Raw genomic sequence first — 24782 nt, 5'->3', positions numbered from 1 at the left:
TCCTGCCCGACCTCCGGGAAGCCCCACCATGACTGTTCCTCCCCGCTCCTCCGTGTCTGCCGGCGGCTCGACCGCTGCCAGCTCCTCCACCTCCAGCTCGGCTGCCGGTTCCCGCACCCGCTCCGCGGCGACCCCGCGACGTCGTCGTCAGCTCGGCGCCGAGCGGCGCACCGAACCCTTATCGGTGGTGCATCCGCGGCCGAGCCTGCGCCGGATCGTGTTGAGCCGCCTGGCGATCCTCGCCACCGTGCTGGCCTGGGTCGGCTACGTGGTCAGCACCGTGCTCTGGCAGTTCCTGGAGTACGGCTCGCAGAACTTCCGCTTCACCATGGAGACCGTGGGCTACCTGCTGGTGGTGACCATGCTGACCTTCTCGGCCCTGATGTACCTCGTGGCCCGGCACGGCGCGCTGCTGCGCTTCCGCTCCCACCGCCGGGCCTCCCGGGTGGAGCTCGACGCCCACTTCAGCGGACAGAGCTCGGTCTCTGCGCGCTCCGAGGTCGACTCCCCGATGATCGTGCTGGTGCCCTCCTACGCCGAGGAGCCGGGAGTGGTGCGTCAGACCCTGTGGTCCGCGGCGCTGCAGGAATACCCCGCGATCCACGTGGTGCTGCTCATCGACGACGCCCCCGACTCGCAGAGCCCTGCGCTGGAGCGGACCCGAGGCCTGGCCGCAGAGATCGAGGCCGCCCTGAAGAAGCCCGGAACCCGGATGTCGGACGCCCAGGTCGTCTACGAGATGGGACTCTCCCAGGGACAGCCGGTGAACTCGCTGCAGGTGCTGACCCTCGCCGGGCACTACTCCTGGGGTGCGGACTGGCTGCGCCAGATGGCGGCGGAGGAGTCCCGCGCCGATCATGTGGACGACTTCTTCTGCACCCAGGTCCTGGGCGGCCTCACCGCCGAGCTCGCGGCCACCGCAGAGGCCCTCGTGATGGCCGCAACGGCCCAGGAGCTGCCCTCCGCAGAGCGGATGCTGCAGCTGCACCGCCGGCTCACCTGGATCTTCACCGCCGAGCTCAGCAGCTTCGAGCGCAAGACCTACACGAACCTCTCCCACGAGGCGAATAAGGCCATGAACCTCAACGCCTACCTCGGGCTCCTCGGCGGGGAGTACAAGGCGGAGCTGAGCTTCTCGGGGACCGCGCTGCGCCCGGTCCAGCCCGGAGAGGCCCCGGACCTCAGCGTGGCCGACGCCGAGTTCGTGCTCACCCTCGACGCCGACTCGCTGCTGCTGCCGGAATACTGCCTGCGCCTGGTCCACCTGCTGGAACAGCCGGGCAACGAGCGGATCGCGGTCACCCAGACTCCGTACTCCTCCTTCCGGGGCGCCGGCACACGGATCGAGCGCCTGGCCGGGGCGACCACCGACATCCAGCACCTGCTCCACAGGGGATGAGCCACGCCGGGGCGACCTTCTGGGTGGGAGCCAATGCGGTCATCCGGACCGCGGCGTTGCAGGACATCGCCGAGACCAGCTGGGAGAACGGGGTGCTGGTGAAGCGCTTCGTGCAGGACCGCACGGTCATCGAGGACACCGAATCCAGCATCGACCTGGGAACCCACGGCTGGACGCTGATGAACTACCCCGAGCGGCTGTCCTACAGCGCCACCCCGCCGGACTTCGGCTCCCTGGTGGTTCAGCGGCGCCGCTGGGCCAACGGCGGACTGCTGATCCTGCCCAAGCTGGTGCGCGAGCTGCGCGCCCGGCGTCGTCGGGGCGAGCAGATCCGGCTGACCGAGGTGATGCTGCGGCTGAACTACATGGCCTCGATCGCCTGGGCCTCCCTGGGGCTGATCTTCCTGCTCGCCTACCCCTATGACTCACGGCTGCTCAGCCCGCTGATCCTGCTGGCCGCGCTGCCCTACTTCCTGACCATGGGGGCCGACCTGCGGGAGTGCGGGTACAGGTTCTCTGACATCTTCCGGATCTACGGGTTCAACCTGATCCTGCTCCCGGTGAATCTGGCCGGCGTGCTCAAGTCCCTGCAGCAGGCGCTGACCGGAGAGAAGATCCCCTTCGCCCGCACCCCGAAGGTCAAGGATCGCACCGCTGCCCCCTGGATCTACGCGGTCGCGCCGGTGCTGATCGTCGGGTTCTCGCTGCTGACCCTGTGGCGCGACATCGGGCAGCAGAACTGGGGCAACGCCGCCTTCGCCGCCTTCAACGCCTTCTGGGGCACCTGGGCGTTCATCGCCTATATCGGACCCTGGAACGCGTTCATGGATGTGGCGCTCGCGATCCGCAGCTGGTTCTACGTCGAAGACGCCAAGACCTCCCGGCGACCGGCCAAGACCTCCAGGAAGGCGCACGCCGCGCCATCGGTCCCCGGTCAGCTGGACTGGCGACTGGTCCTGGACGAAGGCATCCTCGGCACCTGGTCAGCCCCTCGCGGGCCGCAGACCGACGGTCACCCGAAGCGCATCAGCTCCGCCTCGCCCGCGGTGCTGCGACCGCTGACCAGCCAGAAGCTCACCTATCAGCCCCTGTCGCTCGCCCGGCCGTCGGCAGACCGATCCCGCAGCGCCCAGGAGGAAAACGCATGAGCACCACAGCACGACTCTCCCCATGGCGAGTCACCCTCGCCGTCATCATTGTGCTGGCCACCGCGGTGGCCGGAGTCCTAGGAGCCCGCATGTACGAAGCCCGAGCCGCACAGGAGCCGGCCTCGCACTGGTTCGCCGGCTATGTCGATGTCACCGCCACTCCGAGCTACGCCTTCGAGGAGGGGTCCGTGGATGCCGAGGGCCACGTGTCCGACGTCGTGCTCTCCTTCATCGTCGCCGATGAGGCCGGGACCTGTACGCCCAGCTGGGGGACCTACTACGGCCTCGACGAGGCCGGCGCAGAGCTCGACCTGGACCGTCGCATTCAACGGCTGCGTGAACAGGGGGCCGGAGTCGTGGTCTCCTTCGGCGGCGCGATGAATCAGGAGCTGGCCACGGTCTGTGAGTCTCCGGAGGAGCTCGCCGAGGCCTACTTGGCGGTGATCGAGCGCTACGACCTGGACACCATCGATCTGGACATCGAGGGCCCCGCACTCGAGGACCCGGAGAGCAATGCGATGCGCGCCGAAGCGGTGGCGCTGCTGCAGAAGCGGCTCGCCGCCGCGGGCAAGCCGCTTGCGGTGTGGCTCACGCTGCCGGTGATCCCCAGCGGACTGACCGCTGACGGGCGGGACGTGGTGATCGGGATGCTGGACTCGGGCGCCGACCTGGCCGGGGTGAACCTGATGACCATGAACTACGGCCAGGCACGGGATTCACGCTCCATGTTCGACGTCTCCGCGGCCTCCCTGCGCTCCACCCACCGGCAGCTGGGCATCATGTACGAGCAGGCCGGGATCCCGCTGAGCAGCGCCTCACTGTGGGGCAAGCTGGGCGCGACTCCCATGGTCGGGCAGAACGACGTGGTGGACGAGGTCTTCACGGTCGATGACGCGCAGCGTTTCAACGAGTTCGCACTGGAGAACGGAATCGGTCGGATGTCCATGTGGTCGCTGAACCGGGATGCGACCTGCGGGCCGAACTACCCCGACACCTCACGGGTCTCCGATGCCTGCAGCGGGGTCGATCAGGGTGAGCTGCGCTTTGCTGAGGTGCTCAGTCAGAGCTACACCGGTCATGCTGCGGAGGCCGCCTCGGCCACCACCACGCCCGATCCTGCCGCCGCGGCCCCGGCCGAGGATGACCCGGAGACCAGCCCCTATCCCATCTGGACCGAAGAGGCGTCCTACCTGGAGGGCACCAAGATCGTCTGGCACCGCAACGTCTACGAGGCGAAGTGGTGGACCCGCGGAGAGCTCCCGGACAACCCGGTGCTCGAGGCCTGGGACACCCCGTGGGAGCTGATCGGGCCGGTCCTGCCCGGGGAGACCCCGATGCCGGTCTTCACCGTGGAGAAGGGCACCTACCCGGCCTGGAAGGGCTCGACCGCCTATGAGAAGGGTGACCGGGTGCTCGCCGAGGGAACGCCGTATGAGGCGAAGTGGTGGACCGAGGGAGACAGTCCCGACGCCTCACAGGGTGATCCGGACAGCTCGCCCTGGGTGCCGCTGACCGCCGAGGACGTCGCCGAGGACGCCGAGGACGCCGAGGACTCCGAAGATGCCGACGTCGCAGAGGACGCCGAGGACGCTGCCGAAGACTCCAAATAGCAGCCTTGCCTCGGCGACAGAGGCGGCCCCTGGGTGATCCCGCAGGATCCTCCAGGGGCCGCTTCTGCTCGCGGATGCTGGGAATCGGCCTGGCGGCATCGCTGCGCGGCCCCCCGAGCCCCATGTTTCGGCAAGAAGTCCAAAGACCCCGGGAAACCTAGGGCAGCACCCCAGGGCGCACACCCAGGTATCGACTTTAGTCTCTACATAGCACCAGGGTCCGCCGGCCCGTTCCCCGGCGGGCCCGCCCCCTGCAAGATTCTGCACGATCCCTCTGGTCCTATCTACGGGATGTCTCCAATGTCTATCTCTCCTCTCGCCGGCCCTTTCGCCTTCGACCCGAAGCGCGCCCCCACTCTCAGCCAGATCATCGCCCGGCCCGCAGGTGCCCTGGGCATCAAGACTCCCCATGCCGCGGCGCCGCCGAAGCAGGCCGCCGAGGACGCGCCCTTCGACGTGCGCGAGGCCTACGCCGCCCACGGAGCCGCCCTCTTCGCGTTCGCGTTCAACGGGCTGGGTGACCGGACCGACGCCGAAGACTGCGTCCAGGAGGCGTTCATCCGGGCCTGGAAGGGCAGGGAGCGCTACAGCAGCTCGCGGGGCTCGGTGCGCACCTGGCTCTTCGCCATCGAGCGGAACCTGATCATCGACGCTCTGCGGGCTCGGTCCCGGCGTCCGTCGCCCTCGGGGGAGCAGAACATCGAATCGGCCAGTGAGCCGGTGACCGAGGATCAGCTCATCGTGGAGCGGCTGGCCATCTATGAGGCGCTGACCGGGCTCAGCATTGAACACCGGGAGGTGATCGTGGCCGTCAAGCTGGACGGCATGGGCTACCAGGAGCTCTCGGAGCGCACCGGCATTCCGGTGGCGACGCTGCGCACCCGGATGTACTACGGGCTGAAGTCACTGCGCAGGACGCTCGGCGCGGACGCTCGCGACGGCGCCGACCCCTTCGCGCTGCAGCCGCTCGGTTAGATGCGGCGGAGCCCGGGGGAGAATCCTGGCGCCTGCTCTGGTGGGGCGGTGCGCTGGGAGGCCACCGCCGCGGCGGTCCAGAGCTCGCGCCGGGAGGACATCCCGAGCTTCGGCAGAAGGTTGGACACGTGATACTCCACGGTCTTCTTCGACACGAACAGGCTCTCGGAGATCTCGCGATTGGTCCGTCCCTGGGAGATCAGGTGGGCGATGTCGCGCTCCCGGGGCGTCAAAGAGGCGTAGCGGCCGGCCACGGAGAGCAGCCTGCTCTTCACCGCGCCCAGTTCCGAAGAAGCGCCGAGCTGGGCGAAGATGTCTCGCGCCGCCTCGAGCTGCTCATCGGCCTCTGCATGCTCGCCGCATTCGCGGTGCGCGATCCCGAGGCTGTGGTGGAGCCGGGCCTTGGTGTGCGGGAAGTCTGTGGCGAGCCATATCGCCGCCCGGTAGTCCGCCACCGCCGCCCTGAAGTCCCCGCGCTGTGCGGCGAGCTTCGCCCGCAGGGCCTGCGGGTGGCCATAGGGGAGGGGCAGCGCGGGTCGCAGCGCCACCTGTTGCGAGAACACCTCCAGGAGTCGGCCAGCCTCGGCGATCTGGGCCCGGCTCGGGTTCTCGAGGTCCAGCAGCGCCTCGATCTCCAGGGCTCGCCAGCCGATCAGACCCACCTCTTCGGCCCAGGTGCTCAATCTGCTGCGCCTGAAGTCCGCGATCACGTCGAGGGCCCGCGCGTGGTCCTGGGACATTCGAGCGGTCCAGGCCATGGCGGTCATGACGTTATAGAGCGGCAGAGCGGCCGAGGTCGTCACATGGTGACTGAGCCAGTCGGTGTGTTCCGCGGCCGCCGTCTCATCGGCATGGGCGACGGCGGCCATGGCCAGCACCGCGTGAGAACTGGCCAGGCCGCGCCAGTCGGAGCTGGTCCGGGCCATCGAGATCACCCGTTCCGCGCGCAAGATCGCATCGCTCCAGCGGCCCAGCTGAAACTCGATCATGGCCTGTTCGGCCATCCCGCGCTGCGCCGCACCGGGGACCACCCGATGATGCCGTCCTGCCTCGGCGCGCTCCAGATCATCCAGGGCCGCGGCGATATGGCCGGCGTAGTAGTGCACCCTGGCCCGGAAGTAGAGCGCATCCGTGTGCTCGGCAGTGCCGGCGGCCTGGATCAGGAAATCATCCAGCCGGACGACGGACTCCTCCACCGCGCCCGCATTCCACAGCGCGTAGATCTCATGCATGGTCAGCACGCGGCCCAGGACCTTGTCGATGGGAGTCGAGGGTGTGATCTCCAGCAGGCGCAGCTCGGCCACGGCGGCCTGCGCGGCCTGCGCATCGGAGGCGGCGATCTCCACGGTGCACAGCAGGATCAGCATCCGCCACCGGGTGAGGCTCTCGATGTGCTGCCCTGCCCCAGGGGCGCGCAGCTCACTGTGCAGCAGCCGTCGGGCCTCGGTGAGCTGACCGGTGAAGAAGGCCAGCCCAGCCTGGAACAGCGTCACCATGACCTGGTCTTCGAGCAGGCCGATCTCCGTATGGAGGTCGAGCACGCCGTTCGGGTCCTCCGCGATGGCCATCGTGAGACTCGCCGAGACCATTCGGCGCGCACGTTCGGATCCGCGACTGACGCTCATGGCCAGCGAGAGGTACTCCGCACTGGTCAAGTAGTTCCCAGCCTCCAGCGCCTCGAGCGCGCTGGCCTCGAACTCGTCGCCCAGCACTGGATCTCCCTCGGAGGAGGCGGCGGCACATTGGTGGCGGGATCGAGCGAGACCGGTCGTGCGCTCAGCCAGCAGCTCATGCAGGCGCTGGCGGCGGGCAGGCTCGATCAGGGCCTGGGCGGTCTGCCGCCATGCCTCGTCGGCGAGTCTCACCTCGCGTCCGTTGCCGCTCAGGATCGGGTGCAGCGCGTCGACCAGGTCAGCGGCGTCCACCGGGGCGGCAAGGTCGGGGCGGGCGGCCTGCAGCGCGAGAACGGCGGCCTCGGCCGCGACCTCGGCCCGAGAGTCGCCGGTGTCCACAGCCAGGACTTCCAGGAAGGTCCGCAGGCAGGGTTCCATCCGCTCGAGCTCGGGCCGCAGAAATGCCCGGGAGATCGCGGACCGTTCCGCGGCCTCGATGTGCGCCCCTGCCTCTGCCAGTCGCAGGGCGACACCGGGGTTGCCCGCCGCGCTGAGGTGCACCGCGGCGAGGGTCTCCTCGTTGAGCTGGTGACCGTGCTGGCGCAGCAGCCTGCCCAGCTCATGGCGCGTGATGCCGCGCAGCGTGACCCGGGTTCCGGTGTGCGCGGACATCCTCGCCAGCCTGCGGGTGAGCGGATCGGTCGTGGGGGAGGAGGCCAGCAGGATCAGCACCGGGGCACCGGCGTTGCGGGTCAGCGACGCCTGATCCACCAGTTGTTCCAGAGCGTGCTTCGCCTCGGCCGAGGACCGGTGGAGGTCATCGACGACCACGCAATAAGGGCCGGGTCCGTGCGTCTGCAGGGACTCGCACACTCCCCGGAAAGGGGTCAGATCCGCAAGTGAGAGCACGTTCAGGCCGGCGCCGGCGGCGCGTTCCCGTGCCTCGGAGGCCAGCGCGGACTTCCCTGAGCCCACGGTCCCTTCAAGGAAGCAGACACCGCTGTGGCCGGCAAGGGTGCGATGGATCGCGCGCAGCACCTTGGCGCGCTCGGAGTCTCGACCGATCACGATTCTGGCAGCAGATGCTTTCACGTGCATGACCCCCGTTGGGTTCAAGACGCCACGTCAGCGGCGTTGGACACATGGTAGCCGCAGGTCAGGACAATGTTGTGCTGATGTCGCTGCCAAAGACCGTCTGGTGGTGCCGCGGTGGGGGCGCCGAGGGGCTCAGCCCAGCTGCAGGATCTTCTCCTGCACGACCTTGGCGCGCACGTTGGAGAAGCTGGATTCCTCGCCGGTCTCGGTGAAGCCCAGCGACTCCAGGATCTTGAGCGTGCCGAGGTTGTCCACCACCACCCGGGCGGTGACCGGGCGTTCGGGAAACTCGGTGAGGAACTTCTGCACGGCCTCGGTGGTGATGCCCTGGCCCCAGAAGCGCTTCTCGATCCAGAAGGTGATCTCGCGGCTGGCCTCGTCTTCGAAGGCGGCGATCGAGCCCACGGGCTGGCCGTCGCTCTCGATGGTGCGCACGATGATGTCATCGGAGTTCAGCAGCTCGCCCCAATGGTGATCGAAGACGCTGCGGTCCTTGGGGTTGGTCGAGGCGAAGGCGGCCATATGGGCCGCATCGGCATCCTGCTGGAACACGAAGAACTGTTCCAGGTCCTCGGTCTCCACTGCACGCAGTGTGATCATCGGTGAGGCTCCTTCATCGGCTTGTGGCCGCATGGGTCTGCAACTGCTGTGTGACCAGCGTACTGTGCACGCCCATCACGGGCGACCTCGGTGCGCCATAATGGTGCCTATGGCTTCCCCCAAGCGCCGCGTGGCGATCCTCGGTTCCACCGGTTCCATCGGAACCCAGGCGCTGCGGGTCATCGCCGCACATCCGGACCGATTCGAGGTCGTCGCGCTCGCGGCCGGCTCCAATGCCGCGCTGCTGGCCGAACAGGCCATCGCCACCGGCGCGCGCCTGGTCGGGATCGCCGACGACGCCGCGGCCAGCGAGCTTCGCGCCGCGCTGACCGCCGGCCGATCAGACTCAGCCACGGCTCCCGGCAGCTCCGCCTCCTCCCACTCAGCCGGCCGCCCCGAGATCCTCACCGGTGAAGAGGCTGCCGTGCAGATCGCCGCGGAATCCGGTGCCGACGTCGTGCTCAACGGGATGACGGGATCCATCGGTCTGCGCCCCACCCTCGCCGCGCTGCGCTCCGGCGCCACCCTCGCGCTGGCGAACAAGGAGTCCCTGGTGGTCGGCGGCGCGCTGGTCGCCGCGGCGCTGCAGCGCCCGGGGCAGCTGGTCCCGGTGGACTCGGAACACTCGGCGCTGGCCCAGGCCCTGAGCTCCGGCCGGCATGAGCGCGGACTCTGCTCCATCCCCGCAGACGGCACCACCCGGCTCAGCGGCACCTCGGAGGTCTCCAGCCTGGTGGTCACCGCCTCCGGAGGGCCCTTCCGCGGCTGGGACGCCGCGGCGCTCGCCGAGGTCACTCCGGCCCAGGCGCTGAAGCACCCGAACTACACGATGGGCCGAGTGGTCACCACCAACTCCGCCACGATGGTGAACAAGGCGCTGGAGGTGATCGAGGCGCACCTGCTCTTCGACATCGCGCTGGACGACATCCAGACCGTGGTGCACCCGCAGCAGTGGATCCACTCGATGGTCACGTTCCAGGACGGCTCCACCATCGCCCAGGCCGGTCACCCGCGGATGCTGATCCCGATCGCGCTGGGCCTGTCCTGGCCGGAACGGCTCGAGCAGATCGACGCGCCCATCGACTGGACCCAGGCCATGCAATGGGACTTCGAGCCGCTGGACGATCAGGCCTTTCCCGCCGTGGCTCTGGCCAAGGCCGCCTGCGCCGCCTCACCGACCCATATGGCGGTCTACAACGCGGCCAACGAACAGGCCGTGGACGCCTTCCACGCCGGACGGCTCGGCTTCCCGGGCATCGTGGCCACGGTGGAGGCGACCCTGGAGCGCCACCAGCCCGGCAGCAGTTCCGCCGCGCCCTCTCTCGAGGAGGTCCTGGACGTCGAACGCTGGGCGAGAGGCGCCGCCGAGGAGCGCATCGCCGCCGGATCGGTCCAGGTGCGCGCATGATCGCGCTGCTGATGATCGCTGGCATCGTGATCGTCGCTCTCGGGATCGCGCTGTCCATCGCGCTGCATGAGATCGGGCATCTGCTGCCCGCCAAGCTCTTCAAGGTCCGTGTCACCCAGTACATGGTCGGCTTCGGCCCCACACTGTGGTCCCGGCGCCGCGGTGAGACCGAGTACGGGGTCAAGGCGATCCCGCTGGGCGGCTACGTCGCGATGATCGGGATGTACCCGCCGCCGGATGAGACCGGAACGCTGAACCACCCGGCCGAGGGTGAGCATGAATCCGCGGAGAATCCTGCGGCCGAGGACGCCGCACCGAAGGACCACGCCCCGCGGGATCCCTACCTGCGCGAGGTCGGCGCCCAGTACGGCGCCCCGGCAACGTCCTCCCCGGCCGCAGGGTCCGAGGGCGGGTCCGGAACCACCACCAAGACGGTGCGCTCGCAGTCCACCGGAATCTTCCAGCAGCTCTCGACCGAGGCGCGCGAGGTCGCCGCCGAGGATCTGCGGCCGGGGGACGAAGACCGGATGTTCTACCGGCTGCCCATCTGGAAGCGGATCATCATCATGCTCGGCGGCCCGGCCATGAACGGTCTGATCGCGCTGGCGCTGACCGCCGGGATCATCTCCTTCCACGGCACCGCCGAGCCGAACACCACGGTCCGGGAGGTCTTTGAGTGCGTGGTCTCCGCCGACGCCGCCGACGCCGGGCAGACCGAATGCACCGACGAGGACCCCGCCGGACCCGCCTTTGAGGCAGGCCTGCGTCCGGGGGACCAGATCCTCGCCTTCAACGGCGAGCCGGTGGCGACCTGGGATGAGCTCACCGCGCTGATCCGGGAATCCGCCGATGAGTCCAGCGAGGTCAGCTACGTCCGCGACGGTGAAGAGACCACCACCACGCTGACCCCGATCCTCACCGAGCGCCCGATCAGCGACGGACTGGGCCGTGCCCAGCGCGACGACGACGGCTCGCTGATCACCGAACCGGTGGGCTTCATCGGGATGGGTGCCGATCAGGAGATCGTCCAGCAGCCGTTCTGGGAGGCCGGGCCCACGGTCTGGGAACAGTCCAAGGCGGTGGGCGCCGTCGTCGCGAACCTGCCGGTGCGCCTCTACGACGTCGCGGTCTCCACCTTCACCTCCGCCGAGCGGGACCCCGACGGGCCGCTCTCGGTGGTCGGTGTGGGCCGGATCGCCGGGGAGCTCTCCGCGCAGGAGGAGATCCCGCTGGAGTCCCGCTTCGCCTCGCTGATCTCCCTGGTGGCCGGGGTCAACGTCGCGCTGATGGTGTTCAACCTGATCCCGCTGCTGCCGCTCGACGGCGGCCATGTGGCCGGGGCGCTCTATGAGGGCCTGCGCCGGCGCCTGGCCAAGCTGCTGGGTCGCCCGGATCCGGGCCCCTTCGACATCTCCAAGCTGCTTCCGCTGACCTATGTGGTCGCCGGAATGCTCCTGGTCATGGGCGTGTTGTTGATCTATGCGGATATCGTGAACCCGATCCGTCTCTTCGACTAGCCGCGTCCACGCCGGGCGGTACCATTGAGTAGGCGGGGGACTCCCGCCGATGCGCCAAGAAGATGTATGAGAACCACGGCGTCTGACCGACGTCGAAGCCCAAGATCCATCAGGAGAGTCTGTGCCCGCGATCAACCTCGGAATGCCCTCCGCGCCGCCGCCAGTGCTGGCGCCGCGCCGGAAGACGCGCAACTTCCATGTCGGATCAGTAGGCGTGGGCAGTGATCACCGGGTCTCGGTCCAGTCGATGACGACCACCAAGACCCACGACATCAACGGCACCCTGCAGCAGATCGCCGAGCTGACCGCCTCGGGCTGTGACATCGTGCGTGTGGCCTGCCCCACGGACAAGGACGCCGAGGCGCTGAAGATCATCGCGATGAAGTCACAGATCCCGGTGATCGCCGACATCCACTTCCAGCCCAAATACGTGTTCGCGGCCATCGAGGCCGGCTGCGGGGCTGTGCGCGTGAACCCCGGCAACATCCGCCAGTTCGACGACAAGGTCGGCGAGATCGCCAAGGCCGCCAGTGACGCCGGGGTCTCGATCCGCATCGGCGTCAACGCCGGGTCCCTGGACAAGCGGGTCATGGACAAATACGGCAAGGCCACGCCCGAGGCGCTGGTGGAGTCCGCCGTCTGGGAGGCCTCGCTGTTCGAGGAGCACGGCTTCCACGACTTCAAGATCTCGGTCAAGCACAACGACCCGGTGGTCATGGTCCAGGCCTACCAGATGCTCGCCGAGCGCGGCGACTGGCCCCTGCACCTGGGCGTCACCGAGGCCGGACCGGCCTTCCAGGGCACGATCAAGTCCTCCGTGGCCTTCGGCGCGCTGCTCGCCCAGGGCATCGGCGACACCATCCGGGTCTCGCTCTCGGCCCCGCCGGCCGAGGAGGTCAAGGTGGGCAACCAGCTCCTGGAGTCGCTGAACCTGCGCCCGCGCAAGCTCGAGATCGTCTCCTGCCCCTCCTGCGGACGCGCCCAGGTCGATGTCTACACCCTCGCCGACGACGTCACGGCCGGACTCGAGGGCATGACCGTGCCGCTCCGCGTGGCCGTCATGGGCTGCGTGGTCAACGGACCCGGTGAGGCCCGCGACGCGGACCTCGGCGTGGCCTCCGGCAACGGCAAGGGGCAGATCTTCGTCAAGGGCGAGGTCATCAAGACCGTCCCCGAGGACCAGATCGTCGAGACCCTGATCGAAGAAGCCAACCGACTGGCCGAAGAGATGGAACGCGAATCCGATGGAGATGCTCAGGCAGCGAGTGCCCCTGTGGTCTCCGTCAGCTGACGCCGCAGCCGCCCGCGTGCACCGCGCCACCCGCGGCAGCGTCCGCGTGCTCGGACACGGCGACACTCCGGCGCTGGAGAAGCTGCTCGCAGCCGACCCGGTGGCCAACGTCTCCGTCACCGCGACCGTGAGCGCCCGCCGCTCTGCCGGCCCCGGGAAGGGACGCAACGGCGCCGTGGTGCTCGGGATCGACGGCGAGAACGGGCTGCTCGCGGCCTGCTGGACCGGAAGCAACATCATCCCCGTCGGGGCCAGCGCCGCCCAGGGGGCACTCTTCGGCGAAGCCGTCGCCGCGATGCGCCGCCGGGTGGCGTCCATCTACGGCGAGGCCGAGGCCTGCCTGGCGCTCTTCGAGGCCACCGGCTGGACCGGTGCCCGCGACGTCAGGCCCGACCAGCCGCTGATGGCGACCACCGCGCCCTCCGCGGTGGAGCCGCTGGCAGGGGCCCGGCTCTCCGCGTCCGGGGACTTCCCCCGGTTGGAGAAGGCCAGCGCGGCGATGTTCACCGAGGAGCTGGGATTCTCCCCCTACGCCCAGGGTGGAAGCCAGTACCGGGAGCGCGTGCGCGGACTCATCAACGCCGGGCACTCGATCATCGCGGTGGACCCTGAGACCTCCGAGATCGTGTTCAAGGCTGAGTTCGGGGCGGTCAGCCCCGAGGTGGTCCAGGTCCAGGGCGTGTGGGTGCGGCCGAGCCACCGCGGACGCGGCCTCGCCGGCCCTGGGATGGCCGCCGTCATCGAGCAGGGACTCAAGCTGGCGCCCACGGTGAGCCTGTATGTGAACAGCTACAACACGGCGGCGATTCGGACCTACGAGCGTGTTGGATTCACCCAGGTGGGGACCTTCGCGACCATACTGTTCTAGATGACTTTCTTCCCCTCCTCTCCTGCTGCGCGCCGCCGCGCCGGTGCCGCGCTCGGACTCCTCGGGATGCTGCTGCTCACCGGCTGTGAGTCCACGCCCGCGGAGCAGCCTGGCACACCGGCGGCCGAGCCCGGCACCAGCAGCGGCGGCGTCGGCCAGCAGGTCCCGGAGCCTGCCGGCAATCAGCTCTCCCACGAGGAGATGCGTGAGCAGCTGGAAGCCCGGTACCCGGATGCCGCGTTGAGCGACACCACGGACTACTGGGCGGGGCTGCGGGATGTCGAGACCGAGCTGCAGCGACTGGTGGTGGACCCCCCGGAGTGCAAGCAGTTCGTCGTGCGCTCTGCGGTCCCGGTGCCGGCGGGCGCGCTGGTGGCCTTTGCTGATGGCACGGCCCCGGCCGCCGAGGATCAGCAGTCTGAGGAGCAGGGCGAGGAGGACCAGTCTGAGGACCAGTCTGAGCAGCAGGGCGAGGAGGACCAGTCTGAGGAGCAGGGTGGATCCGAGGGCGAACCCGAGGCCGGGGCGAACCAGCCCGGGGGAGACTCCTCCGGAATGCGCATCCAGCTGGCCAGCACCGAGGAGGACGACTCCGCCGAGGCTGAATCGGCGGAAGATGAATCCGAGGACGGTGGCTCCGAGAACGGTGACTCTGAGAGCAGCGACCCTGAGAACGCTGATCCGGAGAACGGTGATTCCGAGAACGGTGACTCTGAGGGCAGCGACCCTGAGGACGCTGATTCCGAGGGCGGTGGCTCCGATGATGAGGAGGAGTCCGAGCCGGTCACCGTGGACCTGCCCGAGCAGCGCCAGGCCCTGATCCTGAGCTTCCGTGACTGGCGCGCCGCCGACGCCCACCTCGCCGCGGAGCAGGACGGACTGGAGTCCTGCGACTCCTACACCGCCAGCCGCGGGGAAGAGGACTCCGTGGAGACCTCGACCTCGGTGGACCCTGTGGAGGTCTCCTCCGATGCCGAGGCCGCACTGGGCACCACCACGCGGATCAGCTCGGAGGGCGAGCGTGAGGACAGCGCCGCGATCACCCTGCGCGGCGGCTCACATATCGTCACGGTCACGGTCCCGCTGAGCGAGGGGCTCTCCGAGGACGAGGCCGAGGTCGCCGTGGAAGAGCTCGAGGCCGAGGCCGTCGAGCTGCTCGAGAGCCTGGACTGAGCCGCGGCGCAGGGCCTCCGGACCCATATCCGGCGGTCCTGCTCAGCCGAAGAGGTCCACGGCCACGTCGTAGCCCAGCTTGATCACCAGGGCGAAGACCACCACCAGGAACACCACCCGGATGAACTTGGAGCCCTTGGCGATGGCCATCCGCGCGCCCAGGTAGCCTCCGGCCATGTTCGCCGCGCCCAGCACCAGCCCCAGGCCGATGAACACATGCCCGGCCGGGAAGAAGTAGAGCAGCGCACCGAGATTCGTGGCCACATTGACCACCTTCGCCTGAGCCGAGGAGTTCAGGAAGTTGTAGCCCAACACCGTCACCAGGGCGATGACCAGGAATGTGCCGGTGCCGGGTCCGAGCACCCCGTCATAGAAGCCCACGATCAGCCCGATGCTCACCGCGCGCGCCAGGTGGCCCATCCCGACGTGGCGCAGCTTCTCCAGCTGGCCGACGTGGGGCTTCACCGCGGTGAACACTCCCACGCCGATCAGCGCGAGCAGGATCAGCGGCAGGATGATCCGCTCCGGAAGCGAGGCGGCGACCACCGCGCCGCCGTAGCTGGCCAGCAGCGCGGCCGCGGCCATGGGCAGGGCTGTGGCCATGGAGGGCTTGACCCGCCGCGCGTAGGTGATCGCCGACGTCGTCGTGCCGAAGATGGAGCCCAGCTTATTGGTGGCCAGCGCCTGGACCGGAGTGATCCCGGGGACCATCAGCAGCGCCGGCAGCTGCAGCAGCCCGCCGCCGCCGACGACGGCGTCCACCCACCCGGCCGCGAAGCCTGCCAGGATCAGCAGCAGCAGCGTCACCCAGGTGATCTCGAGGCCGCCACCGATCACAAGATCAGCAGCGGCCTCGAGGGCTTCGCTCAGCGCAGGCCCTTGACGTGTTCGAGCACCGCCGCCGCGGCTTCGGCCACCGGGACCTCACGGGATTCACCGGAGCGGCGATCCTTGAGCTCGATGGTGCCGTTCTTCAGGCCGCGGCCCACGGTGACCAGCATCGGGACCCCGAGCAGCTCGGCGTCACCGAACTTCACGCCGGGGGAGACCTTGGGCCGGTCGTCATAGATCGCGCTCAGGCCGGCGTCCTCGAGCTCGCCGATCAGCGCCTCGGCTGCGGCGAAGACCTCTTCGCCCTTGCCGGTGGCGACCAGGTGCACGTCGGCCGGGGCGATGGCACGGGGCCAGATCAGGCCCTTGTCATCGTGGGTGGCCTCGGCGATCGCGGCCAGGGCGCGGGTCACGCCGAAGCCGTAGGAGCCCATGGTCACGGTCGCGAGCTTGCCGTTGACGTCGAGGACCTGCAGACCCAGCGCCTCGGCATAGCGGGTGCCGAGGTGGAAGATGTGGCCCATCTCGATGCCGCGGCGGGTGCGCAGCGGACCGGAGCCGTCCGGAGCCGGGTCACCGGATTCCACGACCACCGATTCGATGACGCCGTCCCAGCCGAAGTCACGCCCGGCGACCAGTCCGAACACGTGCTGATCGGCCTCGTTGGCGCCGGTGATCCAGCTGGTGCCCGAGACCACGCGCGGGTCCACCAGGTAGCTGATGCCGGTGCTCCCCGCTTCACCCAGGACCGGGGCGTCCAAGGACAGACCGGGGCCGATGTAGCCGCGCACGAGTCCGGGGTGCTTCTTGAGGTCGCCCTCGTTCGCGGCCTCCAGGGCCACCTCGCCGCCGACGCCGAGCAGTCCGCCGATGGTGGCCTCGGCGCGCTTCAGGTCCACCTCGCGGCTGCCGGGCACGCCGAGCACCACGATGCGACGGGTGCCGTCGGGCAGCACCGCCGCGACCACCACGTTCTTCAGCGTGTCTGCTGCGGTCCAGGCGCGGTCGGCCCGGGGCTGGTGGGTGTTGGCGGCGTCGACCAGAGTGGCGATGGTGTCGGTGCCTGGGGTGTGGTGCACCTGGGCGGCGGGCAGCTCGGAGTAGTCCAGCGGCTCCGGGGCAGGGGTGGTGACGGCCTCGACGTTGGCACGGAAGCCGCCGTCGGACTCCACGAAGGTGTCCTCGCCGATGTCGCAGGGGAAGAGGAACTCCTCGGAGGCCGATCCGCCCATCGCACCCGCCTGGGCGTTGACCGGGACCACCGGCAGGCCGAGGCGGTCGAAGATGCGCAGATAGGCCTCGCGGTGCGCGGCGTAGGCGGCGCTCTGGTCCTCTTCGGTGAGCGCGAAGGAATAGGAGTCCTTCATGATGAACTCGCGACCGCGCAGCAGTCCGGCCCGGGGGCGTGCTTCATCGCGGTACTTGGTCTGGATCTGGTAGATCGAGAGCGGCAGGTCCTTATAGGAGCTGTAGAGGTCCTTCACCAGCAGGGTGAAGACCTCTTCATGGGTGGGCGCCAGCAGATAGTCCGCCTCTTTGCGGTCCTTGAGCCGGAAGATCCCGTCGCCGTAGTCGTCCCAGCGGCCGGTGGCCTCGTAAGGCTCCTTGGGCAGCAGGGCGGGGAAGTGCACCTCCTGGGCGCCGATCCGGTTCATCTCCTCGCGGACGATCGCCTCGATCTTCCGCAGCACGCTCAGCCCCAGCGGCAGCCAGGTGTAGACGCCCGGGGCGGCGCGGCGGATGTATCCGGCGCGGACCAGCAGCTGGTGGCTGGCGACCTCGGCGTCGGCCGGATTGTCGCGCAGCGTGCGGAGGAACAGGTGAGACAGGCGGAGCGGCACAGGTGAACTCGTTTCCGGTGAGGGATCTTCTACCGGCCCAAGTCTAAGGGGCGCTCGCAGCTGGACTCCCACCGGTCGTCGGGCAACCCTGCCATGCCGCCGCGCGGCGTGGCTATACTCCGAGCGTGGCCGTCTCGAGGCCAGCGCATTCGACAGTGCCATGGGCCCGCTATCGCATTCCGGCCAGTCGACCGGAGGCACTGTCACGTCCTCGCGTGAGCGCGGCCATCGAAGCCGCGGTCTCAGGCCATCGGATCAGCGTGATCAGCGCCCCCAGCGGTCACGGCAAGACCCGGGCGGCGGCCGAATGGGCGGCGCGGCAGCCGCGCCCCGTCGCCTGGCTCAGCCTGGGCCCGACCGACGACGACCCGGCCGTGCTCACCTCCGGCGTGGTCACCGCGCTGCGCGGACTGCTGCCCGCCCAGCAGGAGCTGGGCGAGGCCCTGGGGCGGCTGGATCCGGGTGCCGAGGTGAACCGGCTCTACAACCAGATCTGCCGGACCTTCGAGCAGGCCCGCGGGGTCTGCGTCCTGGTGATCGACGACGCCCAGCGAGCCGCCGGCCAGCTCGGAGCGGGACTGCTGGGCATGCTCGTGGAGGAGGCCCCCGAGAGCCTGCGACTGGTGCTCCTGGGAACCACTGCGATCGAGGGCTGGTTGGCGAAGCAGCTTCTGGAGGGCTCGGCAGTCCAGCTGGCGGCGCAGGATCTGGCCTTCGACCGCTCCGAGACCGAGGGCCTGCTGAAGCGATTCGGCGGTCGCCTGGACGCGCGCGAGGTGCTCGAGGACACGCAGGGCTGGCCGATAGCGGTGCAGGTGGCAGCGCTGGCCAGCCAGCGGCCCTCGCCAGCGCAGGACAGTCTCGAGGACCTGTTGCGCAGCTACGTTCAGACCCAGATCCTCGATGGGCTCGGCGACTCGCTCGCGGTCTTCGTGCTCACCACGACCGTCTGCACCGAGCTGACCGCCGGGCTCGCCACCGCGATGTCCGGTCGGCAGGATGCGGCGGCGATGCTGGAGGAACTCGTCGACCGCGGCATCTTCCTGAGCCGGCACTGAGGATCGGAGGAGGCCCCGGTCTACCGGTGGCATCCGATCTTCGCTCGGCAGTGCACCCAGATCCTGCTTCGCCAGGATCCGACGGCGCTGAACCTCATCCACCGCAGGGCCGGGGAGCATCTGTGCTCCACCGACCCCCTGAGGGCGCTGCGCCACTTCGAGGCCGCTGATGACCCGGACCGCGCCATGGAGGTCCTGGTCGAGAACTGGTTGGAACTGATCATCGGGGATCACGCCGCGCAGGTCGCCACGTTCTGCGCGGGGCTTCCGCGGGGTCTCTCCGCCGCCGCCGCGGCCCAGCTCATCCTGGCCTGCGCCGAAGAGGCCATCGGTGAACACCATGAGGCACGCGCCCGGTTCCACAGGGTGCTGGACGCGCTGCCGGAGCAAGGGACGGACCAGGAGGTGGGATCCATCCTCCGGGTGGCGCGGCTGCTGCTCACCGATGACCCGAAGGCGGCGCTGGAGGCGACCAAGGACGTCCACGCGTGGCTCGCGGTGGCGGGGGAGTACGAGGGACGGGAGCGGGTCGCGGTGCTGTTCCTGCTGACCTGGACCGAGCTGCGGCTTCGGCTGCACCCCGCCTCGGCTCCCGAGATCATGTCTGCCGCCGCTCGCGAGTGGGCAGCGATGCACGAGACACACCTGGAGCGCAGCGCGCTGGGCAGTCTCGCCATGATTCATCTGTGCGACGGGAGAAACTCCCGGGCCCGGCGCATTCTGCGAGAGGTCGATGCACCGATTCAGGCCTCGGCCGCGACACTGACCGCCTACGAGGGCAGTGCACTGGGCACCGCATCGGGACTGCTGGCCTACTGGTCCGCGGACTTCGAGAACGCGGCTGCCTGGTTCACTCGAATCCTTGAGGCGGGAGACCTCCCGGTTCCGCTGGGTGGTGCGGTGCGCGCATTCCTGGCCTTCAGTGCGGCCGGTGCCCGCGATCCAGCCCTGTGCCGACGTGCCGCCGCTGAGCTGGAGGCGGTGTCGCCGGAGGAGGTCCAGGGAGCCCAGTGGCCGATCTTCCGGGATGCGGCGCATGCCGTGCTGGCGGAAGCCGCTGGTCAACGACCGAGGGCGCTGGTGCTGGTGGCGCGACATACGGAGGCGGCAGACCTGCCGATGATCGGGGTCGTGCTGGCCGGGGTGCTGCGTCGAGCCGGGGATCCCGCGGGCGCCTTCCGGCTGCTGTCACGGCATCGCGCCTTCCTGGGGGTCTCCTATGTGGCGATCTCCGCGAGAATCTCTGCCGCCCTGGTCCACCGGATGCATGGAGAGCCCGAGGTGGCCCACGAATACTGCGAGTACGCCCTGGACATCGCGGAGCGCGAAGACATCCGAGCGCCGTTCTGCGACGGGGACCTGAAGCTCCGCCTGCTGCTCACAGACCATCTGACCCGACGCACGTCGCATGAGGCGTTCATCGCCGGCGCCCTGACCGCCGAACAGAGCAGCCAGGGGCTTCTCGCTGCCCTGTCCGGCCGGGAGGTCGAGGTGTACCGCCTGCTGCAGACCTCCATGACCCTCCACGAGATCGCAGAGGCGCTGAGCGTCTCGGTGAACACGGTCAAGACCCACCAGCGAGCGATCCACCGCAAGCTGGGGGTCCGGACCCGTCGCGAGGCTCAGCAGCTCGCCCCCTAGATCCGCAGCCCCGGCCCTGAACGCGCCGACTCTGAACGCGCCAGCCCTGAACGCGGGGCTCCCGACCGACCGTGCCAGGCTCAGGCGAGGACGCGGGCCTTCAAGGACTGGAACTCATACTCGGTGATGGTGCCTTGTTCGCGCATCTGCGCCGCCTTCTCGATCTCCACGCTGGGACTGCTCACGCCCACTTCCCGCAGACGAGCCAGCAGCGCCTCGTGATGCCGCTGGTCGGCAGCGGCTCCACGCTCGGCCATGCCGCTGCCACGAGCGATGAGATAGACCAGTGCCGTGATGAAGGGGAAGAAGATCAGACAGAACACCCAGACGGCCTTTGCGAAACCGCCGAGCTCCCGGTCCCGGAAGATGTCTCCGATGATGCTGAACAGGACCATCAGATAGGCCACGAAGACGAAGGCCCAGACGAACCACCAGATGATGGACCAGAACGATTCCCAGAATTCCATGACACTGCCCTTCTGTGCGGTATGCCGTTCTCGTCAGGATTGACACCTTGAGAGTCACATAGACCGCCGACGAGCGGGCCCACGCTCACCCGTTCTGGGTGAGCGGAACCGGGCATCGTGTTCGGCTCTGCGAACATCGGTGCAGACGCTCCATGCGTTGCAGGACTCTGCCAGAACGAAGGAGACCACTGAAGAGGATGAGGCCATGCCTGACTTCCGATATGGACCCGTGGAGCTCTATCTGATCGTCTTCGACGCCGAGCGGCCCGCGCCCGGATGCCTGGCACCGTTGCTGGGGGTGCTCGCTTCCGGAATGGTGCGACTGCTGGATCTGGTCACCGTGAGCAAGAACCACAGCGGCGAGGTGAGGATGCTTGATCTCCCCAGCCGGGAGCTCTTGGGTCTGGATTGGCAGGGCCTGGATCGGCTGGGCCTGGATCGGCAGGTTCCCCCGCGACCGCATCCGGCGCGAACGGATCCGGATCGGCAGGACCGGGACCGGCAGGGTTGGACGGTGGGACCCGACCCCGTGACCGAGGGGCTGATCGGGGAGGAGGACCTCGCCGACCTTGCCGCGCCGCTGGCCCCTGGATCCTCTGCGGCGGTGCTGGCACTGGAGCTCAGAGTCGAGCTGGCCCTTGCGGAGCGGCTCGCCCCCGGCCGGGCGCAGGTGCTGCGCAGCGCGCAGATACCGGCCCCGGTGGTCAACGCGCTCATCGACCTGTACAACCCGGTGGAAGGAACCTCGCCATGATCATCGAACGCAGAGGACGCCCGGGCCTGATCGGACTGGCGGAGCGCACCTCGGCGCTGGCTGGATCCACCTCGGCGCTGGCTGGATCCACCTCGGCGCTGGCTGGATCCACCTCGGCGCTCGCTGGATCCAGCTCGGCCCTGACCGGTCAGGTCGAGGTCGACGAACAGCGCCGGGATCGTGAGGAGCAGGAGCAGTACTCAGCCGCCCACCAGCAGGCGCGCATCGAGACGGCCGCGCTGGCGGCGCTGGCCCATGCCGCCCCACCCGCCCCCGCAGCACCGGCGCAGCTCTCCGCGTCAGGTGGCGCCAGCCTGCTCGATGACCTCCAGAGGCTGGCCGAGCTGCGACGATCCGGGCTGCTCAGCGAGGAGGAGTTCGCGGCCGGAAAGGCCAAGCTGCTGCGCTGAGCCGCCCGCCGCCCCGGCGGTAGGCGGTGCGTTGAGTCTCAGGCACAATAGAGACGCACCGCAGACCACCACTGATAGGACCGTCATGGCCACCGCCCCCCGCCCCACCGGCGAGCAGCGCTTCAAGGACGCCCGCACCGCGAAGATCGCCGAGCTGATCACCGACACGATCACCGCCCAGGGGCTGCACCTCGAGGAGATCGAGCTCGTCGCCAACGGGCCCACCACCACGCTGAAGGTCTCGGTGGATATGCTCACCGGCACCGAACAGGTGGATCTGGACACCATCGCCGAAGTCTCCCAGGCGATCTCGGCCCGCTTCGACGAGGACGACGTGCTTCCCGAGCTGGAGAGCTACGACCTGGAGGTCTCCACCCCCGGCGCGACCCGCCCGCTCACCACACAGCGGCACTTCGAGCGCAATCTGGGGCGGCTGCTGGAGATCACTCAGACCGGGCACAGCCCGATCCTGGCCCGGCTCCAGTCGGTCGAGGACGGCGCCATCACCGTGGTCGAGCAGAAGCCGAGCCCCAAGAAGGGGATGCCGGTGAAGTACGGAGACCCCGCACGGATCAATCTCTCGGCCATCGACCAGGCACGAGTGCAGGTAGAGTTTTCCCATACGCAGTAGATACTGGCTTAACCGGAGGCACAAGTGGATATCGATATGAGCGCACTGCGCATGCTTGTCAAAGAGCGCGAGATCCCGCTGCAGCGGCTGATCCCCGCCATCGAACAGGCGCTGGTGCTGGCTTACCACAAATCGCCCGGAGCACTGCAGCACGCCCGCGCCGAGATCGATCAGTCCACGGGACATGTCACGGTCTGGGCCAAGGAGCAGGACGAGGACGGCACCTTCATCGGGGAGTTCGACGACACCCCCCGAGACTTCGGCCGAGTCGCCGCCTCCACCGCCCGCCAGGTGATCATGCAGCGGATCCGCGACGCCGAGGATGATCAGGTCCTGGGCCAGTTCAAGGGCCGCGAGGGCGAGCTGATCTCTGGCACCATCCAGCAGGGCCGCAACCCCAAGATGATCCAGGTGGACCTGGGCAGCGTCGAGGCGCTGCTGCCCCCGCAGGAGCATGTGCCCGGTGAGGAGTACATCCACGGTCACCGGATCCGCGCCTTCGTCGTCGACGTCCACCGCGGCATGCGCGGGCCCTCGATCACGCTCTCCCGCTCACACCCGGGCCTGGTGAAGAAGCTCTTCGAGCACGAGGTCCCCGAGATCGCCGACGGCTCCGTGGAGATCACCGCCATCGCCAGGGAGGCCGGGCACCGCACGAAGATCGCGGTGCGCGCCCACCAGTCCGGGATCAACGCCAAGGGAGCCTGCATCGGCTCCATGGGCTCCCGCGTCCGGGCGGTCATGAACGAGCTCAACGACGAGAAGATCGACATCATCGATCACTCCGACGACGCGGCCGAGTTCATCGCCCACGCACTCTCGCCCTCGAAGGTGAAGTCGGTGACCATCCTGGATGAGGCCACGCGCAGCGCCCGGGTGGTGGTCCCGGACTATCAGCTCTCCCTGGCCATCGGCAAGGAGGGCCAGAACGCCCGGCTCGCCGCGAAGCTCACCGGCTGGCGGATCGACATCGTCTCCGACGCGACCCTCGCGGCACCCTGAGCGCCGCCGACTCCGACGTTTCTGCTCGACGCCGCCGGAAGGGGTAGACTGTCATGGTTCCAGTGCGTACCTGTATCGGCTGTCGTCGTGAGGTCGCGCAGGATAAAGCAATAAGGCTCGCACTCGACGTGGCCCAGACCGCCGATTCCGCCCCGCCTCTGGTGGTGGCGGACACCGCCCGGGTTCTTCCCGGACGAGGCGCCTGGCTGCACCCGCAGCGCGAGTGCTTCGAGACCGCGCTCAAGCGCAAGGCCTTCAACCGGGCCTTCCGCCGGACCGTGGACCCGAGGACGCTCGATCTGCACGACATTATCGGCACCAACGGCTGACAGCGCCCCCCCTCGCAGCAATGCGGAGGATCGGGTGGAGGAAGCCAGAAAGCGGGTTCAGAGAGATGGATCCCCGATGAAGACTGACGCATGAGTTCGCAGCGATGACCCATCACGGCAACTCCGTCACGGTTTCAGAACAGTTCAAACGGCCTGCGCCGATGAACCGCTGACATCAGCCCCGCTGGTGCCAGCGGGAATGCGCGGGCCAGATTAAGGAGAAATGTGGCCAAGGCCCGCGTACACGAGCTCGCCAAAGAGCTCGGCATCACCTCGAAAGAAGCCCTCGCGAAACTGCAGGGCATGGGCGAATTTGTGAAGTCGCCCTCATCCACCGTGGAGCCCCCGGTGGCGAAGAAGCTGCGTCAGGCCTTCCCTGACGCCAAGCCCGCCTCCGACGCCTCCGCGTCCAACGGCTCCGCTCGTCCAGAGGCGAAGAAGTCCGACGGCGCCTCCGCGCCTGCCGCTGACAGCTCGTCCTCGGCGCAGCCCGGCTCCTCCGCACCCCGCCCCGGCGGTTTCAAGCCCGGCCCCCGGCCCGGCCCGAAGCCTGCCGCTGCCCCTGAACCAGAGGCCCCGGCAGCCGCTGCCCCCAAGGCACCGAAGGCTGAAGCTCCCCAGGCTGAGACGCCGAAGGCCGAGCAGAAGCCCGCCGCGAGCACCGAGGCCCCGGCTGAGAAGCCCGCCTCGAAGCCCGCCGCATCCGGCGCCAAGCCCGGCGGTCCCCGTCCGGGCAACAACCCCTACGCACCGAGCCAGGGCATGGGCGCCGAGCGCCAGGCCCCCCGGCCCGGCGGCACCGGCGGCCCTCGCCCCGGCCCCAAGCCGGCAGGACCCCGTCCGGGCAACAACCCGTTCGCACCCCAGCAGGGGATGCGCAATGAGCGCGGCGGCGGCCCCCGTCCTCGCGGCGGTCAGGGTGCCCCCGGTGGCGCACCCCGTCCGGGCGCACCCCGCCCGGCCGGCCCTGCCGGTTCACGTCCAGGCGCACCGGCAGCAGGCGGCGCAGCCCGCCCAGCACCGGCACGTCCGGGTGGTCCCAAGCCCTCGATGATGCCCAGCCAGGCCCCGGCGCCTGCCGGCGGTCGCCCCGGCGCCCCCGCCGGTGGTCCGCCACGCGG

20 protein-coding genes and 1 pseudogene are annotated in these 24782 nt (G+C 69.1%); 16 read left to right on the top strand and 5 right to left on the bottom strand.

The genetic code is table 11. The features are described from left to right. Positions 1–28: 28 nt before the first annotated feature. The 3 genes and pseudogenes from I2487_RS15855 to I2487_RS08215 all read left to right on the top strand — a co-directional run bounded on the left by I2487_RS15855 (position 29) and on the right by I2487_RS08215 (position 5132). Positions 29–2547: pseudogene (locus I2487_RS15855) on the top strand (glycosyltransferase family 2 protein). Then, complete coding sequence (locus I2487_RS08220; protein WP_207170767.1) at positions 2544–4157, top strand: chitinase; 1614 nt, start codon at positions 2544–2546, stop codon at positions 4155–4157. Before I2487_RS15855 ends, I2487_RS08220 begins: the two are co-directional and overlap by 4 nt. Positions 4158–4457: 300 nt before the next feature. Further along, positions 4458–5132 carry an RNA polymerase sigma factor gene (locus I2487_RS08215; RefSeq protein ID WP_207170768.1) on the top strand — a complete coding sequence of 225 codons (675 nt, stop codon included), beginning with the start codon at positions 4458–4460 and terminating at the stop codon, positions 5130–5132. Here I2487_RS08215 and I2487_RS08210 read toward each other — a convergent pair. Together I2487_RS08210 and I2487_RS08205 are read right to left on the bottom strand one after the other, a co-directional pair. Then, positions 5129–7837, bottom strand: a complete 2709-nt coding sequence (locus I2487_RS08210) for a BREX system ATP-binding domain-containing protein (protein ID WP_207170769.1) — start codon at positions 7835–7837, stop codon at positions 5129–5131. The two genes, I2487_RS08215 and I2487_RS08210, sit on opposite strands and share 4 nt — an antisense overlap. 135 nt (positions 7838–7972) lie before the next feature. Next, positions 7973–8440, bottom strand: a complete 468-nt coding sequence (locus I2487_RS08205; RefSeq protein ID WP_051500887.1) for a GNAT family N-acetyltransferase — start codon at positions 8438–8440, stop codon at positions 7973–7975. 109 nt (positions 8441–8549) lie between these two features. On the opposite strand from I2487_RS08205, the gene dxr reads away from it, so the two are divergent. The 5 genes from dxr (at position 8550) to I2487_RS08180 (ending at position 14697) form a co-directional block, all read left to right on the top strand. After that, positions 8550–9848: a 1-deoxy-D-xylulose-5-phosphate reductoisomerase gene (gene dxr, locus I2487_RS08200; protein ID WP_207170770.1), complete on the top strand. Its 1299-nt coding sequence runs from the start codon at positions 8550–8552 to the stop codon at positions 9846–9848. Then, positions 9845–11365 (top strand): M50 family metallopeptidase, encoded by a 1521-nt coding sequence (locus I2487_RS08195; RefSeq protein WP_207170771.1) that lies wholly within the window; start codon positions 9845–9847, stop codon positions 11363–11365. Before dxr ends, I2487_RS08195 begins: the two co-directional genes overlap by 4 nt. Before the next feature lie 142 nt (positions 11366–11507). Further along, positions 11508–12656 (top strand): flavodoxin-dependent (E)-4-hydroxy-3-methylbut-2-enyl-diphosphate synthase, encoded by a 1149-nt coding sequence (gene ispG / locus I2487_RS08190; protein ID WP_218624215.1) that lies wholly within the window; start codon positions 11508–11510, stop codon positions 12654–12656. Next, positions 12631–13524, top strand: coding sequence for a GNAT family N-acetyltransferase (locus tag I2487_RS08185; protein WP_345941368.1), 894 nt, complete (start codon positions 12631–12633; stop codon positions 13522–13524). Before ispG ends, I2487_RS08185 begins: the two co-directional genes overlap by 26 nt. Then, positions 13525–14697, top strand: a complete 1173-nt coding sequence (locus I2487_RS08180; RefSeq protein ID WP_207170773.1) for a hypothetical protein — start codon at positions 13525–13527, stop codon at positions 14695–14697. A 42-nt stretch (positions 14698–14739) separates the two neighbouring features. Here the strand turns inward: I2487_RS08180 and I2487_RS08175 are convergent, their stop codons facing one another. Both I2487_RS08175 and I2487_RS08170 read right to left on the bottom strand, forming a co-directional pair. After that, positions 14740–15534: a TSUP family transporter gene (locus I2487_RS08175; protein WP_207170774.1), complete on the bottom strand. Its 795-nt coding sequence runs from the start codon at positions 15532–15534 to the stop codon at positions 14740–14742. A gap of 29 nt (positions 15535–15563) precedes the next feature. Continuing rightward, on the bottom strand, positions 15564–17369 hold the full coding sequence (locus I2487_RS08170) for a proline--tRNA ligase (RefSeq protein WP_207170775.1): 1806 nt from the start codon (positions 17367–17369) through the stop codon (positions 15564–15566). A 215-nt stretch (positions 17370–17584) separates the two neighbouring features. Here I2487_RS08170 and I2487_RS08165 point away from each other — a divergent pair, with 215 nt between their 5' ends. Both I2487_RS08165 and I2487_RS08160 read left to right on the top strand, forming a co-directional pair. Continuing rightward, positions 17585–18427 carry a winged helix-turn-helix domain-containing protein gene (locus tag I2487_RS08165; RefSeq protein ID WP_207170776.1) on the top strand — a complete coding sequence of 281 codons (843 nt, stop codon included), beginning with the start codon at positions 17585–17587 and terminating at the stop codon, positions 18425–18427. A gap of 186 nt (positions 18428–18613) precedes the next feature. After that, positions 18614–20068, top strand: a complete 1455-nt coding sequence (locus I2487_RS08160) for a helix-turn-helix transcriptional regulator (RefSeq protein WP_207170777.1) — start codon at positions 18614–18616, stop codon at positions 20066–20068. An 80-nt stretch (positions 20069–20148) separates the two neighbouring features. On the opposite strand, the gene I2487_RS08155 is transcribed toward I2487_RS08160, so the two are convergent. Next, positions 20149–20535, bottom strand: a complete 387-nt coding sequence (locus I2487_RS08155) for an SHOCT domain-containing protein (RefSeq protein WP_207170778.1) — start codon at positions 20533–20535, stop codon at positions 20149–20151. Positions 20536–20740: 205 nt separating this feature from the next. Here I2487_RS08155 and I2487_RS15645 point away from each other — a divergent pair, with 205 nt between their 5' ends. The 6 genes from I2487_RS15645 to I2487_RS08125 all read left to right on the top strand — a co-directional run. Then, positions 20741–21289, top strand: coding sequence for a DUF6325 family protein (locus I2487_RS15645; protein WP_207170779.1), 549 nt, complete (start codon positions 20741–20743; stop codon positions 21287–21289). Further along, complete coding sequence (locus tag I2487_RS08145; protein ID WP_207170780.1) at positions 21286–21699, top strand: SHOCT domain-containing protein; 414 nt, start codon at positions 21286–21288, stop codon at positions 21697–21699. Before I2487_RS15645 ends, I2487_RS08145 begins: the two co-directional genes overlap by 4 nt. Before the next feature lie 85 nt (positions 21700–21784). After that, the gene (rimP, locus tag I2487_RS08140) at positions 21785–22330 is read left to right on the top strand and encodes a ribosome maturation factor RimP (RefSeq protein ID WP_207170781.1); all 546 of its coding nucleotides are present in this window, start codon (positions 21785–21787) and stop codon (positions 22328–22330) included. Between the two features lie 24 nt (positions 22331–22354). Next, positions 22355–23332 (top strand): transcription termination factor NusA, encoded by a 978-nt coding sequence (gene nusA / locus I2487_RS08135; RefSeq protein ID WP_207170782.1) that lies wholly within the window; start codon positions 22355–22357, stop codon positions 23330–23332. 53 nt (positions 23333–23385) lie between these two features. After that, positions 23386–23661 carry a YlxR family protein gene (locus I2487_RS08130; protein WP_207170783.1) on the top strand — a complete coding sequence of 92 codons (276 nt, stop codon included), beginning with the start codon at positions 23386–23388 and terminating at the stop codon, positions 23659–23661. A 225-nt stretch (positions 23662–23886) separates the two neighbouring features. Next, positions 23887–24782, top strand: an 896-nt coding sequence (locus I2487_RS08125; RefSeq protein WP_207173030.1) for a translation initiation factor IF-2 N-terminal domain-containing protein, incomplete at its 3' end; no start/stop codon positions are given.

Source organism: Nesterenkonia sp. E16_10 (assembly GCF_017347085.1).
GTDB lineage: Bacteria > Actinomycetota > Actinomycetes > Actinomycetales > Micrococcaceae > Nesterenkonia.
Note: the sequence above shows the minus strand (reverse complement) of the source record. Positions and strands in the feature narration are given on the sequence as shown.

What these genes read in the sequence shown, in the direction of transcription:
- rimP (WP_207170781.1), top strand. Translation starts at nt 21,785, where the DNA reads ATGGCCACCGCCCCCCGCCCCACCGGCGAGCAGCGCTTCAAGGACGCC.
- I2487_RS08180 (WP_207170773.1), top strand. Translation starts at nt 13,525, where the DNA reads ATGACTTTCTTCCCCTCCTCTCCTGCTGCGCGCCGCCGCGCCGGTGCC.
- I2487_RS15645 (WP_207170779.1), top strand. Translation starts at nt 20,741, where the DNA reads ATGCCTGACTTCCGATATGGACCCGTGGAGCTCTATCTGATCGTCTTC.
- I2487_RS08195 (WP_207170771.1), top strand. Translation starts at nt 9,845, where the DNA reads ATGATCGCGCTGCTGATGATCGCTGGCATCGTGATCGTCGCTCTCGGG.
- I2487_RS08215 (WP_207170768.1), top strand. Translation starts at nt 4,458, where the DNA reads ATGTCTATCTCTCCTCTCGCCGGCCCTTTCGCCTTCGACCCGAAGCGC.
- I2487_RS08205 (WP_051500887.1), bottom strand. Translation starts at nt 8,440, where the DNA reads ATGATCACACTGCGTGCAGTGGAGACCGAGGACCTGGAACAGTTCTTC.
- I2487_RS08130 (WP_207170783.1), top strand. Translation starts at nt 23,386, where the DNA reads ATGGTTCCAGTGCGTACCTGTATCGGCTGTCGTCGTGAGGTCGCGCAG.
- I2487_RS08155 (WP_207170778.1), bottom strand. Translation starts at nt 20,535, where the DNA reads ATGGAATTCTGGGAATCGTTCTGGTCCATCATCTGGTGGTTCGTCTGG.
- dxr (WP_207170770.1), top strand. Translation starts at nt 8,550, where the DNA reads ATGGCTTCCCCCAAGCGCCGCGTGGCGATCCTCGGTTCCACCGGTTCC.
- I2487_RS08145 (WP_207170780.1), top strand. Translation starts at nt 21,286, where the DNA reads ATGATCATCGAACGCAGAGGACGCCCGGGCCTGATCGGACTGGCGGAG.
- ispG (WP_218624215.1), top strand. Translation starts at nt 11,508, where the DNA reads ATGCCCTCCGCGCCGCCGCCAGTGCTGGCGCCGCGCCGGAAGACGCGC.
- I2487_RS08160 (WP_207170777.1), top strand. Translation starts at nt 18,614, where the DNA reads ATGGAGGTCCTGGTCGAGAACTGGTTGGAACTGATCATCGGGGATCAC.
- I2487_RS08220 (WP_207170767.1), top strand. Translation starts at nt 2,544, where the DNA reads ATGAGCACCACAGCACGACTCTCCCCATGGCGAGTCACCCTCGCCGTC.